15 protein-coding genes and 1 tRNA gene are annotated in these 17,434 nt (G+C 50.6%); 14 read left to right on the top strand and 2 right to left on the bottom strand.

The window, feature by feature from the left end; genetic code table 11:
• Positions 1–130 precede the first annotated feature (130 nt).
• Positions 131–1,978, top strand: a complete 1,848-nt coding sequence (gene asnB / locus ACFQNG_RS03305; RefSeq protein ID WP_379863410.1) for an asparagine synthase (glutamine-hydrolyzing) — start codon at positions 131–133, stop codon at positions 1,976–1,978.
• Between the two features lie 88 nt (positions 1,979–2,066).
• Here asnB and ACFQNG_RS03310 read toward each other — a convergent pair whose 3' ends face one another.
• The gene (locus ACFQNG_RS03310) at positions 2,067–2,957 is read right to left on the bottom strand and encodes a sporulation protein (protein ID WP_379863411.1); all 891 of its coding nucleotides are present in this window, start codon (positions 2,955–2,957) and stop codon (positions 2,067–2,069) included.
• A gap of 499 nt (positions 2,958–3,456) precedes the next feature.
• Here ACFQNG_RS03310 and ACFQNG_RS03315 point away from each other — a divergent pair, with 499 nt between their 5' ends.
• Both ACFQNG_RS03315 and ACFQNG_RS03320 read left to right on the top strand, forming a co-directional pair.
• Positions 3,457–4,059 carry a TetR/AcrR family transcriptional regulator gene (locus tag ACFQNG_RS03315; RefSeq protein ID WP_379863412.1) on the top strand — a complete coding sequence of 201 codons (603 nt, stop codon included), beginning with the start codon at positions 3,457–3,459 and terminating at the stop codon, positions 4,057–4,059.
• Between the two features lie 101 nt (positions 4,060–4,160).
• Positions 4,161–6,203, top strand: coding sequence for a YhgE/Pip domain-containing protein (locus ACFQNG_RS03320; RefSeq protein WP_379863413.1), 2,043 nt, complete (start codon positions 4,161–4,163; stop codon positions 6,201–6,203).
• A gap of 127 nt (positions 6,204–6,330) precedes the next feature.
• Here the strand turns inward: ACFQNG_RS03320 and ACFQNG_RS03325 are convergent, their stop codons facing one another.
• Positions 6,331–6,939, bottom strand: a complete 609-nt coding sequence (locus ACFQNG_RS03325; RefSeq protein WP_379863414.1) for a poly-gamma-glutamate hydrolase family protein — start codon at positions 6,937–6,939, stop codon at positions 6,331–6,333.
• Positions 6,940–7,174: 235 nt separating this feature from the next.
• Here ACFQNG_RS03325 and ACFQNG_RS03330 point away from each other — a divergent pair, with 235 nt between their 5' ends.
• The 11 genes from ACFQNG_RS03330 (at position 7,175) to ACFQNG_RS03380 (ending at position 17,310) form a co-directional block, all read left to right on the top strand.
• A complete protein-coding gene (locus ACFQNG_RS03330; RefSeq protein WP_379863415.1) occupies positions 7,175–8,119 on the top strand; it encodes a metal ABC transporter substrate-binding protein in 945 nt (314 codons plus the stop codon).
• Complete coding sequence (locus ACFQNG_RS03335) at positions 8,116–8,874, top strand: metal ABC transporter ATP-binding protein (protein ID WP_379863416.1); 759 nt, start codon at positions 8,116–8,118, stop codon at positions 8,872–8,874. The genes ACFQNG_RS03330 and ACFQNG_RS03335 overlap by 4 nt, the downstream gene beginning before the upstream one ends.
• Before the next feature lie 49 nt (positions 8,875–8,923).
• Positions 8,924–9,778 (top strand): metal ABC transporter permease, encoded by an 855-nt coding sequence (locus ACFQNG_RS03340; protein ID WP_379863418.1) that lies wholly within the window; start codon positions 8,924–8,926, stop codon positions 9,776–9,778.
• A 45-nt stretch (positions 9,779–9,823) separates the two neighbouring features.
• Positions 9,824–10,237 (top strand): Fur family transcriptional regulator, encoded by a 414-nt coding sequence (locus ACFQNG_RS03345; RefSeq protein ID WP_379863419.1) that lies wholly within the window; start codon positions 9,824–9,826, stop codon positions 10,235–10,237.
• 272 nt (positions 10,238–10,509) lie between these two features.
• Complete coding sequence (locus ACFQNG_RS03350) at positions 10,510–11,955, top strand: TldD/PmbA family protein (RefSeq protein ID WP_379863420.1); 1,446 nt, start codon at positions 10,510–10,512, stop codon at positions 11,953–11,955.
• Positions 11,952–13,313 (top strand): TldD/PmbA family protein, encoded by a 1,362-nt coding sequence (locus tag ACFQNG_RS03355; RefSeq protein ID WP_379863421.1) that lies wholly within the window; start codon positions 11,952–11,954, stop codon positions 13,311–13,313. The genes ACFQNG_RS03350 and ACFQNG_RS03355 overlap by 4 nt, the downstream gene beginning before the upstream one ends.
• Positions 13,314–13,431: 118 nt before the next feature.
• Positions 13,432–13,938: a tRNA adenosine(34) deaminase TadA gene (gene tadA, locus ACFQNG_RS03360; RefSeq protein WP_379863422.1), complete on the top strand. Its 507-nt coding sequence runs from the start codon at positions 13,432–13,434 to the stop codon at positions 13,936–13,938.
• A 105-nt stretch (positions 13,939–14,043) separates the two neighbouring features.
• The gene (locus ACFQNG_RS03365) at positions 14,044–15,339 is read left to right on the top strand and encodes a sensor histidine kinase (protein WP_379863424.1); all 1,296 of its coding nucleotides are present in this window, start codon (positions 14,044–14,046) and stop codon (positions 15,337–15,339) included.
• Positions 15,317–16,222: a DNA-binding domain-containing protein gene (locus ACFQNG_RS03370; protein WP_379863425.1), complete on the top strand. Its 906-nt coding sequence runs from the start codon at positions 15,317–15,319 to the stop codon at positions 16,220–16,222. Before ACFQNG_RS03365 ends, ACFQNG_RS03370 begins: the two co-directional genes overlap by 23 nt.
• Before the next feature lie 127 nt (positions 16,223–16,349).
• On the top strand, positions 16,350–16,727 hold the full coding sequence (locus ACFQNG_RS03375; protein ID WP_379863426.1) for a hypothetical protein: 378 nt from the start codon (positions 16,350–16,352) through the stop codon (positions 16,725–16,727).
• 491 nt (positions 16,728–17,218) lie between these two features.
• A tRNA-Ser gene (locus ACFQNG_RS03380) sits at positions 17,219–17,310 on the top strand.
• Positions 17,311–17,434 lie beyond the last annotated feature (124 nt).

A 17,434-nucleotide genomic window follows, 5' to 3' on the forward strand; every position in this document is an offset into this window, starting at 1 on the left:
TCCTTATGATGGTTAAGCAATCCTGCTAGTTCCATATAAAGATTCATTTCCGGGCGATTTTTATGCACCTTTTAGAGGGGGCTACATATGATGGAGAGTAGACATTCGCCTAGAAAGGGTGTGAAGTCTGATGTGCGGTATTACAGGATGGGTTGATTTTCAACGAAATCTGCAGGATCACACCGCCTTGTTGGAAAGAATGAACAAGACGTTGGAGGTGCGCGGCCCCGATGCGGAAGGGGCTTGGATCAAGGAGCATGTGGCGTTGGGCCATCGCCGTTTGATTGTCATCGATCCTTGTGGCGGCAAACAGCCGATGCGAAAAACCATCAACGATCGCACTTATGTGATTACTTATAACGGAGAAATCTATAACATGGATGAGATCCGGCTGAAGTTGTTATCACTGGGCTATCCGCTCCATACCCGGTCGGACACGGAATTGATCCTCACCGCGTATATTGAGTGGGGCGCTGAGTGCAGCCGGCATTTGAATGGGATCTTTGCCTTTGCGATTTGGGATGAAGCCAAGCAGCAGTTGTTCGCCGCCCGCGATCGCATCGGCGTCAAACCGTTTTTCTATGCCCAGATGGGAAGTTCGTTCTTATTCGCTTCTGAAGTAAAAGCCTTATTGGCCCATCCTGAGGTCGATCCGATAATTGGGGAAGAAGGACTTGCCGAAATTCTCGTCATGGGGCCGGCTCGCACGCCGGGTGTCGGAATATTTCGGGACATTAAAGAATTGCGCCCAGGCCATGCGCTGTTGTTTAACCGGGATGGCCTTCAGATCTGTTCATACTGGGAATTGGTGAGCGATCACCATACCGATGATTTGGAAACGACGGCGGCCAAGGTGAGAGAACTGTTTCAAGACGCGGTCAAACGCCAGTTGGTTTCCGATGTGCCGATCGGCACCATGTTATCGGGGGGATTGGATTCCAGCGCCATCTCCGCGTGTTCCGCCCAAGTTTTTAAGGAAGAAGGACGCGGAACATTGTCCACGTTTTCCGTCGATTATGTGGATAATGACAAACATTTCAATGTGAATGAATTTCAACCCAACTCCGATGCTCCTTGGGTAAAGCTGATGGCGGAAGCAATCCAATCGGAGCATCATGCCGTCATGCTGGATAATGAGGAATTGCTCCAAAATCTCACGCAAGCGATGGTGGCCCGTGATTTTCCGGGAATGGCTGATATCGATGCGTCTCTTTATCTGTTTTCGCGGGAGATTAAGAAGAAGATGACGGTGGTCTTATCTGGCGAGTGCGCGGATGAAGTGTTTGGCGGGTATCCCTGGTTCCACCGCGAAGAGATGATCAATGCCGATACGTTCCCGTGGGCCCGATTGGTCTCCAAGCGGATTCCGTTTATTTCCCCGGAAATCGCGCGGCGGATTAAACCGCTGGAGTATGTGGAGGCGCGTTACCAAGAAGCGTTGTCGGAGGTTCCGCGCCTATCCGAAGAAAGCACCACTGAAGCGCGAATGAGGGAAATGTTCTATCTGAACCTGACGCGCTGGATGCCCACGCTGCTCGATCGCAAAGACCGAATGAGCATGGCGTTTGGTCTGGAAGTGCGGGTGCCATTCTGCGACCATCATTTGGTGGAATATGTGTGGAATATTCCCTGGGCGATGAAAAAGTTGGGAGAGCGGGAGAAAGGATTGCTTCGTTACGCGCTGAAAGGGATCTTGCCGCAAGAAATTATCGACCGTAAGAAAAGTCCTTATCCGAAAACGCATCATCCGGACTATTTGCGCACCATGCAAAAACAAGTGCTGCAATTAACTGAAGACGCGCAAGCGCCGATGTTTGCCTTGCTTGATCGCCAAGCAGTGCGTCAATTTGCCGAACAAGACTTAACCAAAACCCACCTGCCGTGGTTTGGCCAATTGATGAACGTCCCTGCGCTTTTGGCCTACTGGTTGCAGTTGAACGAGTGGATGAAGCGGTATCGGGTGGAAGTGGATATCTAACCTGTTTGAGCCTCCGTCCAAGGGGGCTTTTTGCATGCATCACAGTGAGCCATCTCCCCATGGCGTCGCTCACTGTGATGGGGGATGGCTAACCTTTTTCTTCGATGCCGCCAAAATGAAGCCAGCTATGGTCCCGCAGGCGATCATGATTCACCTTGACATCATCTTTAAACCAAGTCCCGGCTGTGAGTCCGGCGGCGAAACCGCCAATCGCGCCGAGTTTACTCCATTGCTCATGATCACGGAAGTAATACTTCTTGCTGTCCCCCAACCTTTGCGGCTCGTCGACCATGTCTTGAATCAGCCGGCGCAATGTTTGGACAAGGGTGGCAAGATCGTCTAATTGATCAGGGTTGAAGCGGACTTCCCGCCGTACCAGATGATTCTCTTCCAATTCCACTTCCAGCAACAAACGGATGCCTTCCGTCTCGATCTTGGCGACAAACTGCAGCTCTGTGATTTCTTCGAATATGTCGGAGGTTTGAGTAAACTCGAACTTTTGCAAGTAGCCATCAAAGGAGCGGGAACCGTATTTCTCCCGGAATCCGAGTTGTCGCAAGGCCAATTGGATTTGGTGAAGTGAAGGCGGAGGAAGGATGACGATCGGGTTATGGTCAGTTTGGTCGACCGCTTGGGCAATATCCAAACGGGTGGCGAAAGAATAAGAGATGGAATAACCGGATAAGAGCAGGTTGATGGGTAACGTATAGGTGAACGGAAAGGATCTCTCCGCGCCCGGTTCAATTTGAAAAGGTTTGTCAAATGAAAAACGCTTGATCAAGTGTGTGACGACTTTGTCATGCTGTTGCATGTGGATGACAAAATCGATGTCCACCTTATTAATATGCTGGGCGACGATTCCGCCTTGAATGACCAGGGAGCCCGTGATCGTTTCCCCCAATGTGTATTCTTCTTTTCCCAGTCTCAAGTCGACTCGGGTACCGCTTTTGCCTATTTTTGCAAGATAATCTTTAAACACCAAAGATCATTAGGCCTCCTCGTACTAAACTATCTTTATTTTACCATGCTTTGAAAGGGTTTTCGTGAAAAAGACATGTGTTTTGGTTCTACACAAAGTTACCCGGAACCAACCCGCTCCACTCTGCCAAGTTCATCCACTTTTCGACTTACCCTGTGCAAGGAAATAAGGCGATTGTCTTGTTGTTCATGGATTGGACACAAAAAATGCGCCGGATGGGGACAAAAAATCAACGAAAGCTCCGAATAAAATAATAGGTGCAACCATTGGCTACACCCTTCTCTATGACTTGGAAGAACATGGACTTTAGGCGCTTCATTTGAGTTTCTCTCATAGCCACCCCCAATGACCGCTTGGGGCGTGGTTTCTTTTTTAAGCGAATGAATCTGTGCCTTAAGGGATGGGTTGGATGGTTAGCAAAATAATCCGGCGTTTGAACATAATAAGGACAATCCCTTATACTTGAAAGATGAAGTAACAGGTGATGGGGGACAGAGGGATGCGTCATGAAAAGGTAGACATGATTTTTCAAGCTGCTGTGGAAGTGTTTGCGGAGAGAGGTTTCGACCAAGCCAAAATGGATGATATCGCCCAAGTGGCCGGTGTGGCGAAAGGAACGATTTATTACCATTTCAAAAGCAAGGAAGAGCTGTTCGCCGGTCTGATCAATGAAGGGATCGAAAAATTAATCGAATGTGCTGGACGGCATATGGATAATGATGAAGAACCTGTGGCCAAATTGCAAAACCTGATCAAAGCGCATGTGTATTTTTTCATTCATCATGCCAAGCTGGCCAAATTGCTTTTAAATGAAGCTTTTGGCACGAAAGAACGCCAACGCCATTTTCGCTGGAAGATCCGTGAATATATTGAGCTGATCGAGAAAGTGCTGATAGAAGGAAAAGAAAAAGGGCAATTCAATATCAACCATACGCTGGAGACGGCCAGTGCCATTTTTGGGGCGGCCAGTGTGATTGTGTTGCAGAAGTTGTACCATATGGAGGATCGCAAGGTGGCGGAGATGGAAAAAGAGTTGCCGGCGATGTTGGAAACGCTTCATCTATTAGTGCTAAAAGGACTCGCAAATGTAACAGATTTGTAATGCCTTCTTCTCTTGCAACTTTGCAGGAGAGGAGGTACATTTATTTTTGTACTGACCAGTCAGTTCATGTGTTGAGTCGTTGCTAGGGAGGAGGATGCACGATGAAGTGGTTGAAGGAAAAGCTGGCCAGTGGCCAGATTGGCTTTCGCGACCTTCAGTCCTTATGGAGTCAAAAACCGATGCGGTTAGCGCTCGTTGGCATCCTTGCGATTCCATTGGTCTATAGTCTGATTTATCTTGAAGCGTTTTATGACCCATACGAAAATATGCGCTACCTTCCTGTCGCTGTCGTCAATGAGGATCAGGGTGTGGTCAAAAATGGAGAGCGGGTTGATATTGGCGATGAATTGCGGGAACAGTTGAGCGATGATTCCAAGGTGAAATGGGAGTTTGTGTCACGAACCCAGATGATGGAAGGGTTTAAAGAGGAACGATACTATATCGGGATTGTGGTTCCCAAGGATTTTTCACGAAAAGCGGTATCGTTGGATAGCCCCAAACCGCTCAAAGGGCAGTTGGAGTATTACGTGGATGAAAGCACCAACTATCTTTCCGGGAAAATCGGAGAATCTTTGCGCCGCGAACTGGAACTCTCGCTGGAAGAGAATTTGACGGAAGCGTATGCGGAAGAGATTTTCGGTTCAATTGCCAAATCGGCACGCGACTTGGATAAAGCGGCTTCGGGTGCGGCGGAATTGCGCGATGGCTCAAAGAAGGCGATAACGGCCAGCGGCCAATTGGCAGCCGCGTTAGGGAAGTTGGAGAACGGTTTGTCGCAAATCGTGAATGGATTGCATCAGGCTGCAAGCAAAGTGGCGGCAAGTCAAGCGAAAATCGCTGCGAAGATCGCCCAGGCAATGCCCTATTTGGAAAAGGCTGACCAAGTGTTAACAAGGCTGGAGCAAGTGCTGAACCAGCCCATCGGCCAATCGGCCCAACAGGTGGGCAATTGGGTGAGCCAGTTGCGTGCGAGCCAAAGCGCCTTAGTGCAATCGGGGCAACAGCTGGACCAGTCGCAAGCGGCTTTGCAGCGTCTGATGGCACGGCATCCCGAGTTATTGGGAGACAAAGATGCGCGAGATTTGCAAGCGGCGTTGGGACGCGCGGAAGAATGGCAAGGACAGGGGCATCGACAGATCGGCGACATCGCCAAGCAGGCGCCGGCGATCAAGGATCAATTGAACCGAGTGGAACAAGCGCGGCAAAGGGTCGTGAATGAAGGGAAAGTTCGGGAACTCCACGCTAAGGTGAAGCAGGTTCAACAAGACCTGAACCAAGCCAATGCCCAGATCAATGCGTTGGCATCCGGCCTGAATCAATTGGAAAAAGGGGCCAATGAGGCTTTAAACGGAACCCGTCGCATTCATGAGGGTCAGAACGCCTTGGGCAAGGGCTTGAAGAAGATCCATGCCGGCCAGGCTGAACTCGCCAAGGGATTGAAAGAAGGGGCGGCCACCGCCAAGGAGAAGTTAAAAGGGGCGGACCTCAAAGAGAATATGTTGGCTGATCCGGTAGTGATCAAGGAGAAAAATCTTCACCCCGTTCCCAACTATGCGACGGGCTTTGCGCCTTACTTTATCTCCCTTTCGTTATGGGTGGGGGCGATGTTGTTATTTACTGTCGTCGATTTGTATCGGGCCATCAAGCGACCGGGCGGCGAGCCACTCAGTTTGTCCACGGGCGGACTGATCGGGGCGGCGCAAGCGGTGATCTTGTGCGGGATATTGATGTTGGCCCTCCATCTCCAACCGAAGTTGCCGGGATGGTTTTACCTGTTTACGATCATCATGGCGTTTACGTTTATCGCCATAAACCAGATGCTGGTTGCCCTCTTCGGCAATGTGGGCCGCTTCTTGTCCATTATCGTGCTCATGTTGCAACTGGCTTCCAGTGGGGGCACTTATCCACTCGAGCTAGTGCCGGAGTTCTTCCAAGCGATCCATCCATACTTGCCTATGACCTATACCATTCATGGGCTCCGGGCCATTTTGTCCAACGGGAATGTGCAGGCGGTGCTGCATGACACTTGGATCATGATTGCCTTTATGGCGGGATCGTATGCGGTGACGCAAGGGGTCATCCTGTTTGTGCGCCCGTGGTTAAAAACGATGATCGCCAAAGTGAGAACGAGAACGGCTCAGTGAAAGCATAAATGAAATGATGGAAAAGGTCGATGGAGATGTGTGCGGGGATCTTTAAGGGAAACCCCAACCACATCTCTTTTTTTCTCCTGAGATAGAAAAACATCCCCTGACCGATGGGGATGTTTTCTTATGCTTGATCGTCGGCGATGGCCACCCTCACCGCTTCGACAAAAGCGTGGAAGCGCGGGGTGGGGTGCATGCGGGCTGTGCGTCCCTTGCCTTGAAAGAAAGCGTGGCGGAGGGCGGTGGTCAATTCCAGTTGCACCCCTTTTTTGCGCCTGCCTCGGTTGACGATGTTCTCCGGTTCTTTGCCGCCCAGGTGAAGGGGGGGATCCGCTGCGACAAATCCGCGTTTGGCCAAGGATTCTTTGATGCGTTGGCGCCATTCGTTATCCAGCCCACCCACATAGACCCGCTCTTCCTTCCCGGTTGCTCCATGCAAGGCGATGATCCGTTCGCACTGCCCTGCCAATTGGCGAGCCAGCGGTTCGTCGAAGCGGGTGGAAGTCAGGTGAAGCCGGTGATTGTCGTTGGTTTTGTCACCGCTGAAGAGATAATAGCTCCAATCCTTGCCGGCGATGGCAAGTGCCAGTTCGCTTGTGCCTACTTCGATGCCTCCGCCATGGATGGCAAAGACCCCGACTCGGGCCGATTGGAAGCGGAGATGAATCGAATAATCTTTTCCGACCTGTTCATGCCGGGCCAACTCTGCATAATCGGCATACGTATCTTTCATGGCTTTCCTCCTTCTGTTCCGAATTTTACCAATTTCGTTCTCTCTTGGCGACGACTGGCGGTGAAAGCAATCGGTTTCCCGCCGTTATTAATGTGAAAGGAAGGATAAACTAGATGGGTAATCAATAATCGATCGACCAAATCGTAATATTTACGATTTACAACAAAGGAAGTTGGCGATATAATGATTAGAGGTCTTATATGAAAACGGAATATATCTATTGTAGGTGATGAAAGTGAAAAAATGGTTGGTGGCCTTGGTAGCGGTGTTGGTTATATTGACGGGCTGTCAGTCGAAAACCGCGTCCAAAAGCAATGGCAATCCTGACAAATTACAAATATATACTAGTTTATTCCCATTCGAAGATTTTGCCAAAAAGATTGGCGGGGAACATGTGGAAGTCACCAATTTGATTCCGCCGGGCGTGGAGCCGCATGATTTCGAACTGACGGCAAGGGACATGGCCGCACTCAGTGAGGCGGATGTGTTTATCTACAACGGTGCCGGCTTGGAAGCGTGGGCAGGCAAAGCCGTGACAAACTTGGACCCGAAGCAGACGTTGGTGGTGGAAGCGACCAAAAACCTCCCACTGTTGAAAATGGAAGAACATGAACATGGGAAAGAGCATGGCGCCGAACATGCCCATGGCGATGTGGACCCGCATGCGTGGTTGGATCCCAGCCTGGCCAAGAAGCAAGCGGAAGCGATCCGTGATGCTTTAATCAAGCGGGATTCGGCAAACAAGGCTGATTACAACAAGAACTTTGAACAATTGGAAGCCGAGTTGGATAAACTGGACAGTGAATTCCAAGCGATGGTGAAACGAGCACCGAAGAAAGAGTTTGCTGTATCCCATGCCGCCTTTGGCTATTTGGCCCATCGTTACGGTCTGGAGCAACTGGCGATAAGCGGTTTATCCCCTTCGGATGAACCAAGCCCGCAAGAACTGAAGCATATCATCGAAGAAGTGCGTGAGCACGAGATCAAGGTGATCTTGTTTGAAACGTTGGTAAGTAGTAAAATTGCGGAAGTAGTGAAGAGAGAGGTCAAGGCGGAAGCGCTTGTCCTCAATCCATTGGAAGGCTTAACGGAGGAGGAAAAGGCCCAGGGCTTGGACTATTTCAAAGTGATGCGCAAGAATAAGGATCATCTTGCCAAAGCGCTGGGCGCGACTCAATGAATGAACATGTGATTGAGATAAGGGATCTTCATTTCTCATATGAAGAACAAAAGGTGCTGGATGATGTCAATTTCGTGGTTGACCGCGGGCAGTTCTTGGGATTGGTGGGCCCCAATGGTTCAGGCAAATCAACGTTGGTCAAGTGCATTTTGGGTTTGTTGAAACCGGAACAAGGGGAGGTTCGGCTGTTTGGTGAACCTGTGCGATATTCGCGGGCAGGGAGCCGGCTCGGTTATGTATCGCAAAAGGCCAATAGCTTTAACTTGGGCTTTCCGGCCACAGTCAAAGAAGTGGTTGCTTCTGGATTGTATGGACAGCTGGGGTTATTCCGCCGGATGAAGCAGACCGATTGGGACAAAGTGGATCAAGCGATTGGCAAGGTTGGTTTAACCGAGTACCGCGACCGCAACATCGGGAAATTGTCCGGGGGGCAACAGCAAAGGGCGTTTATCGCTCGGGCCTTGGTGGCCGATCCCGAGTTACTCATATTGGATGAGCCGACGGTGGGGGTCGATGTGAAGTCAACCGAACAATTTTATCAGCTGTTGACGGAGCTGCATCGCCATCACGGCTTGACGTTGCTTTTGGTCACCCATGATATCGGAGTATTGTCCACTTATGTCGATCAAGTGGCCTGTCTCAATAAACGCCTGTTTTTCCATGGTGACCCGGATGAATTCGCCGAACGGGAACAAGAGATTTTGACCCGTGCGTATGGACACGATATACAAATCGTCAGTCACCATCACCATTAAGACTGAGTTGGATGGGAGGGAGGCGCCTAACAGTTGGGCGCCCTTTCGTATGTTTGAAGTGCTTTTTCAATATGATTGGATGAGAAATGCCCTGTATGCCGGTGTGATTATCGGCTTCATTTCTCCGTTGGTCGGAGTGTACCTCGTCGTGCGTCGTCTGTCCCTCATTGCCGATGCCTTGTCGCATGTCACTTTATCGGGAGTGGCCGCGGGGTTGTTGCTCAAGAAAGAAGTGTTGTTGTTTCAAGCCATCAATCCGCTGTATGTCGGGATGCTGTTTTCGCTGGCTGGCTCCTTGTTCGTGGAGAACATCCGCCGCCTGTACCGTTCCTATCAGGAATTGGCCATCCCGATTCTCCTTTCAGGCGGCATCGGACTGGGCGTGGTTATGATCAGTGCGGCGGATGGGTTTAATGTGGATATCGCCGGCTATCTGTTTGGCAACATTCTGGCCGTTGGCAAAGATGAGTTGGCCCTGATTGCCGGCATCGGTCTCGTCGTGACCCTCTTTTTCTTCTTGTTTTATAAAGAGATGTTCGCCCTGTCGTTTGATGAGGAGCATGCCGCTTTGGCGGGGATTCCGCGCAAGTTGGTCAATCTCTTCTTCGCCCTCATCGTTGCCTTGGTGATTGCCGCTTCCATCCGTGTGGTGGGAATCCTGCTTGTGTCGGCCTTGATGACGATTCCCGTGGCCGCCAGTTTGCAGTTCACCAACAGTTTTCGCCAAACGTTCATCTGGTCGGTGATTTTCTCCCAACTGGCTGTGTTTAGCGGTTTGTTTGCCGCTTATTATCTGGACTGGGCTTCCGGTGGGACGATTGTGCTCGTTTCCGTCATGATTCTGCTCCTGGTAGTGGCGTTGAAGCGCATCACTCGCATTTTCCGCAGCAAACCAGTATCATAGAAGGAAATAAACAGGATCAAGGATGGCCATATAGGAGCGATTGCGATGGATATCAAACAGGCGCTTGATATGCTGAAACAGCACGGATACAAGTATACGGGCAAACGGGAAATGATGGTGCAACTTTTCTTTGATGAAGGGCGCTATTTGACCGCCAAAGAGATTCTGGACTTGATGCAGGAAGATTATCCAGGCCTTAGCTTTGATACGGTGTATCGTAATCTGGCTTTGTTTGAACAGCTGGGGATCATCGAAGGGACGGAATGGAACGGTGAACGGCGCTATCGCATTCACTGCGGCGGTGATTCGCACCATCATCACATCATTTGCACGGCATGTGGACGAACTCGTGCCATCGAACTTTGTCCGATGAAGGCGATTTTTGGCCAACCGGAGAATTTTGAGATCACCGGTCACAAATTTGAAATTTATGGGATTTGCGCAGAGTGCAAAGAATAAGGAAAATAGGCGGAATCGTAAGGAATGGCAGCGTGTCCCCTTGTGGTGGATAAGGGGGTATCGCTGTTTTTTTATTCATCTATGCTATTGCATTTCTGTGTTTGTAATAGAAAAGAAGGGGGGGCCCTATCCTCTGTTCCCACAAAACTTTTTTCAATAAAAAGGAAAAAGCCAATAATTGTAGAAATTAACCATTCGCACAAGCCATCACCCGAAGTCATGAATGGATCGTGGGCGGTCAGAAAAACAGAGATAGAGGGGGAACTCATTCGATGAAAGAGTGGGCGAAGTTGGCATTAACTGAGGCGACACAAGCGGGGTGTGACTACGCGGACATCCGCATCGGACAGCTCGCCAATGAAGAGATACGCATTAAAAACGGAATTGTCGAGCATTTGCATCATCATACCGATCGGGGATTTGGGGTTCGTGTGCTGATTGGGGATGGCTGGGGATTTGCCAGTAGGCCGCAACTGGACGACAATGAAGTGGTCTCGGCAGTCAGGGAAGCGTGTGAGGTGGCCCTGGCCAGCCAAACAGTAAGGCGGGAACCGGTCAACCTGACCGAGTTGGAGGCGGTGGAAGCCTCATATCAGACTCAGCTTACGATTGATCCTTTCAACGTGCCGCTTGAACATAAACTCTTTTTATTAAAACGTGCGGAAGCCGCATTACATATCAATGAACACATTGTGGTTGGATTGGCCATGATGAAGTGTTCAAAAGAGAAAAAGTGGTTTTACAGTACAGCTGGTTCGGCGATTGAGCAAGAGACGGTGATCGTAGGGGCCGGCTTACAAGTGATTTCTTCCGATGGGAAGGATGTGCAGGTTCGCTCCTATCCCAATACGTTTAGTGGAAATTATGCGCAGGCGGGGTATGAGTTTATTGAACTGCTCGATTTGGTGCAACATGCCCCGCGCATCGCGGAAGAAGCGGTGCAACTCCTGACGGCTGAGCCTTGCCCAACCCAGGTGGGAACGCTGATCTTGCATGGTTCCCAGTTGGCGTTGCAGATTCACGAATCGTGTGGGCATGCGGTGGAGTTGGATCGGGTGCTGGGGGAAGAAGCGGGCTATGCCGGCAAAAGCTTCCTCACGATAGATAAGCTGGATTGTTATCGTTATGGGTCTGAGATCGTCAACTTGACGGCTGATGCCACCACGGCAGGGGGCTTGGGCACTTATCTGTACGATGATGATGGGGTTCCGGCTGGACGCGTCCCTTTAGTGGAGAAAGGAATCTTGGTTGGATATCTTTCCAGTCGTGAAACCGCTCCGCAAATCGGACGGAAAAGCGGGGGAGCGATGCGCGCCGTCGGTTGGCAAAACGTTCCGATTGTGCGCATGACCAATATCCACTTGGAGCCTGGGCAGATGTCCAAAGAAGAGTTAATCGCCACCACGGATGAGGGAATATATATGGAAGGGATCAAGAGTTGGAGTATTGATGACCGACGTTATCAATTCCAATTTGGCTGTGAAATTGCCTGGGAAATAAAAAACGGGAAGCGAGGTCGCCTGTTTAAGAATCCAGTCTACCAAGGCACAACGCCGGCGTTTTGGCAGAACTGTGATGGCATCGCCGATGAACAAGACTGGATGCTGTGGGGATTTATCAATTGTGGAAAAGGGGAGCCGATGCAGATGATTGCAGTGAGTCATGGCACATCCACCGCCCGGTTTCGTAATATTCAGATTGGAGTGGCCGAGCAATGAAGATAAAAGAACATATAGAAGGGAAGCGGCTGTTGCAGGCATGTGATTATGTGATGGATTACGGGAGACAAGTGGCGGATCAAGTCGCTTGTTCGTTGCTGGCGCAGTCGCATTATTTGACGCGCTTAGCCAATAACCAGATCGTTCAACATGTACGGAAGCGGGAACTGCAACTGGTGGTGAGGGTGATCCTTGATGGACGGATGGGTATGGCCTCTTGCAATCAACTGGATGAGGGCACGTTGCGCGATACGGTGGAACAGGCTGTTCGGTTAAGCCGATATGCCGAGGCCCTGCCTTTTTGGACGGGGTTTGCCGAGCCGGAGACCATTCCGCAGATCGTAGGATTTGATGAGGCCACCGAGCAAGTGACACCCCTGGAAATGGCCAAAAAGGTATATGTGATCGCCCAAACGGCGCAGGAAGAAGGATTGACTGCGGCAGGCGCCTGTCAGGTGGTCATCCAGGATCATGCCGTTGTGAACTCACGGGGCATCCGTCTGTACGGTCGGCGGAGCAAAGCCGAATTGCATGCGGTGGTGATGGGGGAGACGAGTTCCGGTTACGCTTCCGATACCAAGCGCTCCTTCTATGAACTGGAGGGGGAGCGGGTGGCGACGACAGCGAAGGATAAGTGCCTGGCGAGTCAACATCCGATCGAGATCGAGCCGGGAACCTATCAAGTTTTGTTGGAACCGAAAGCCGTAGCCGATCTGGTGTCGAACTGGGCTTGCTACAGCTTTAACCCCGTTCCATATCATGAAGAACGCAGCTTTGTGTCCGCTCATATGGGTGAACAACGTCTTTCACCGCTGCTCACTCTCAGGGAAGCCCCTTTGGAAGAATCCGGCCTCCCCTTTCCGTTTGATTGGGAAGGGCAAGCGAAGCGCCCCGTCACCTTGGTGGAACAGGGGAAGATTGTCGGCATGGTCTATGATGAGTGGACGGCGCGAAAAATGGGGGCCATGTCCACCGGAAATGCCGCTTTCCCATTGGAGGATATTCAAGGGGCGATCCCGTCTTACTTGGAAGTGGAGGAGGGAACCTCCCCTTACGAAGAGATGATTAAGCGAATGGACAGAGGCATTGTGGTGACCCGATTTCACTATCTGGCAACGGTTCATCCCAAAGAAACGATCATGACAGGCATGACCAGGGATGGCACCTTTCTGGTGGAGAACGGGAAGATTGTGGCACCCATAAAAAACCTGCGCATGACCGAGAGTGTGGTACAAGCCTTGCAGCAGATCATTGCGGTGGGGAAAGAAAGCCAAATGATTAGCCATGCGTACGGGTATTGCCGCACGCCCGCGCTGTTGATTGATCGTTTCCGGTTTACGGGTGGCACCGACCATTAACAAGAGAGCGTCCGCCGGACCGGGAGAGAGGGCCGTGCACCCGCTTTCGCGTCAACCGCCGTTCATATTTAGCCGGTTGGAAAGGAGTGTGATATAATCGCCGCAGAGGTGAACAGAGGTGGAACATGAACGTTGGATGCAGGAAGCACTACTCGAAGCCAAGAAGGCGGAAGCGCTTGGTGAAGTGCCGATTGGCGCCGTCATCGTGAAGGATGGCCAAGTGATCGGCCGGGGATATAATTTGCGCGAGATCCGGCACGACCCCACCGCCCATGCGGAAATGATTGCGATTCGCCAAGCGGCGGAGCATGTGGGTGGATGGCGTTTAAATGATTGTGATCTATACGTGACCTTGGAACCGTGCCCGATGTGTGCGGGTGCCATTATCCAAGCGCGCATCAGGCGAGTGATCTACGGGACGGAAGATCCTAAAGCGGGTTGTGCGGGGACGTTGATGAATATATTGACCGATGAGCGCTTCAACCACCAGACAGAGGTGGTGGTGGGTGTATGCAAAGAAGCGTGCAGCTCCATTTTGACCAACTTCTTTCGGATGTTGCGACAACGGAAGAAAGAGGAGAAGCGGCAACAGGCCCAATCGGCGGAGGAGGGAGCCTCTTTATAACCAGAAAGAGACTCCCTTCTCTTTTTGTATAAGAACCGGCAAATGATGTTAGATTATTCAGATCGTTCGGGTATAATATTCTTACATCTTTTATTGAAAGGGTGAATGGATATACAGGGCAATCGCGATCTGCTTTGGTTGATTGTGGTGGCGCTCATCGTGCCGCTTGTGGGCGAATTCAAGGTGAATCCATTTCAAGATGATTATCGGGTGAGCATGAGCATTCCTATCTTCTTTTTCTCCATCTTATGGATTCGAAGATACTCCCCGCTCACAATCGGCTTGGTTGTCTCATTGTCCGTGCTGGCTTGGCGAAGCGGTTATTATCTCTGGGACCATGGTTCCATCAGCTTGGAGCAGTTTCTAAGCAATCAGGTCCCCCCCTTTTCCTACTATCTGGTGTATGCGATTCTGCTCCACTTGGTCCGTGTGCGCGACTATCATGATCAACCCTTCGTCATTTTATTGATCGGTTTTGGAACAGAGATCATGAGCGGGCTGATGGAAATGACCCTGCGCAAGCAATTCAGCCCGGCTGAATTTGAGCTGAAGCGGTTTTTCTATCTGTGGGTTATCGCCATGATTCGCAATCTGACCGTCATTGGTGTGTATGCCATGATCATGTTTCAGCGGGAACGGCTGGAGAAACAACAAAAATTGATGTTGTTGGCCGGATTGTATGAGGAGGCCAATTACATGGACAAATTGTTGGCCCAAGCCAAACAAGTCTCCCATGACATCAAACATATCCAACAACAGTTGCAAGAGGGAGGCTTGGAACGGGAAGAGATGATCCGGCAGATGCGGCAAATCAGCGTGCAATGCCATGAAATCCACAAGCATCTGGAAGTGATCGATGTGGGGTTGTCCCGATTGATGAAGCGGGAACATGTGCCGGATGAAGTGAATGTGCATGAGCTGATGGAAATCGCTTTGTTGGCGGGGCGCAATTACGCGGAGCGGAAAGGGCGGCAGATCGACTTTGTGCGCCATGTCTACGGGGAGCATCCCACCTATCCGACCAACATGATGATATCCATTTTAAACAATTTGGTCAGTAACGCAGTCGAAGCGATAGAGCGGACAGGGATGATTAAAATCACCGCCATCGATGACACCGACTGGGTGCACTTTCAAGTGTGGGATAATGGGCCGGGAATCCGCCCCCCGGTTGAGCGCGTGTTTGCGGAGGGATATACGACCAAATGGGATGAACAAGGCAAGCAGTCTACGGGGATCGGCTTATTCCATGTGAAGAGCTTAGTTGAGCAGATGGGCGGGCAAGTGAGAGTGTGGAGCGATCAACAGCAGCGCAAAACCGAGTTTACGATTTCGTTGCCGCTCCCACTTCAGCGCTTGGAAAGAAAGGAGGAACGGGATGCGCATCTACCTTGTGGATGATGAAGAAGCGGTGAGATGGGTATTGTCTGATCTGATCGGGGATTATGAGCTGGGTGAAGTGGTCGGGGAAGCGGATGACGGGAATAAAATATCGACCGAGTTGTTGATCCAAAAGAAAGTGGACGTCTTGATCATCGACTACATCATGTCGGGCCGCGATGGGTTGGAAACGGTGGAGAGGTTGATTGCCGAGGGGTTTGACGGAAAAATCGTGATGATTTCCCAAGACCATCACATTAAGGATATCTCGTTGACCAAGGACGAAATTTACTACCATTTTGAAAAGCCGTTGAACCGCCTGAAAGTGCAACGGGTCCTTAAGAACATCAAGCGGGAGTTGGAAAATGAAAAGAAGCTGCGGGAAATCTTTCAGATTACCGCTCCGGCAGTTTCCGTTTTATCGCAGGCGACGACCAGTGCGGCGGATCGAATGCAACGGGCTGGAAAAACGATTTTGACGGAGTTGGGCATCTGGGATGAGAGCGGGCGGGTCGACTTGATGGAAGCGCTCCACTATCTCCATGAGCGGGAGCAAGCGGACCCTGGCCAAGAATTGCCGCAATTGAAGGAGATATGCCAAGTGCCGGTTAAGAAGCGGATGGGGTCGCAGATCACGGAAGATGAGTTGCAAAAACTGGAGAAATCGGTGAGGCAACGCATGCGGCGCGCCATTCGGGTCGCCTTTAAAAACTTGTCCGCAACGGCGGTCCATCAAGGATATGACCATGAGCATGTGGTACGGTACGGCGGGTTTTTCGGTGGAGCCGAGTTGAGCAAGATGATCCAACATCTGCGTCAGAACCAGGAGTATCATGCACGGCTGGATACGCGTAAGTTTCTCATCGCCTTTTACGAGTTGGCGAAAGAGGATAGCCAATCATAGAATGAATAACCGGATTCCCTTTCATTGGAAAGGGCAATTTTTTTTTACTAACCGTTTGATTCCTTTTGAAGCTTTTTGAAGTGCGCCAGGTACGATAAGGATACACTCCCGAAAAGAGGTGGGAAGGATGCGATTCTTAACGCAACTGGTGCAGCTCGTCTTGGGATTGGGAATTGGACTTTTGGGACTGGAGATGATGCGTGAAGCGCAAGTGGTTGAAGCAATCTCTCCGCTCAAGGAACTGTTGCTTCGCTTGTTGTCAGTCGTGTTTCCCTTGGTGTGGATAACGGTGATCGTGTGGCTTATCCGTCCGAGAAAAAACAAAAAATTCAGCTATCTGCGCCAAGTCGTTTTGTTGATGTTGCAGCTTCTCGTGATGGCAACCATCCTGAGTGGCTGTGTGGTTACCAAGACCGTCGACGCCTATACCGGACTGGAACTGTTGTTGCAGACGCAAACTGACCAACAACTAGGGTTTCAGGACGAGAAGAAGAAAAAAGAGTAAAGAGCGGAGAAGAGCTCGCGTCAGCTCTTCCTTGCTCTTCTCTTGGATCAAATCTCCGATGCGTATCTGATGGGGGACGCCGTTTCTTTCACGGCCCTGTCGATGCTGCTGTTGGTGTCGATGATCACGCTGTTGGCCCACGGCATCCCGATTTTCTCCTGTTGCCGCGTGATAGTCTTTGAACCCCGCCTATTTTTTGATCTGCGAAGGAGAGTCTGTTGGTTGATCATGAGGAAGAGCGATCCGGTGGGACGGAGAAAGAAAGGCAGTCGGTTGAAGCGAGAGTGGAAAAGTGTGACGTTACGACCTAATTGTATGGGGGGCAATTGAGTTGGTTGGTATTGTAAGATTCCCTGCGGGTGTCTCGGGCATGATTGGCATGCGGGTTCCTGTGTGCCCGAGAGCCGATGGGGGAAAAGTACGGGAACAGGCTTGATTTTTTTCTGTTTTCCTTTATAATATAGTATTGTTAACATCAAATTATATTGCATGGAGAGATGTCCGAGTGGTTGAAGGAGGCGGTCTCGAAAACCGTTGTGCGGGGTAACCCGTACCGAGGGTTCGAATCCCTCTCTCTCCGCCAAACACAAAGGGTTTCGCGATTGCGGAGCCCTTTTCATTTTGCCGAAATCAGGCAACCTTAACAATCTTATAACGTTAGTCTGCTAAAGTGTTTTTGATCTGAAAGCCAAAATAATATGAATGGA

The sequence above is a fragment of the Laceyella putida genome (assembly GCF_042665195.1).
Lineage (GTDB): Bacteria > Bacillota > Bacilli > Thermoactinomycetales > Thermoactinomycetaceae > Laceyella > Laceyella putida.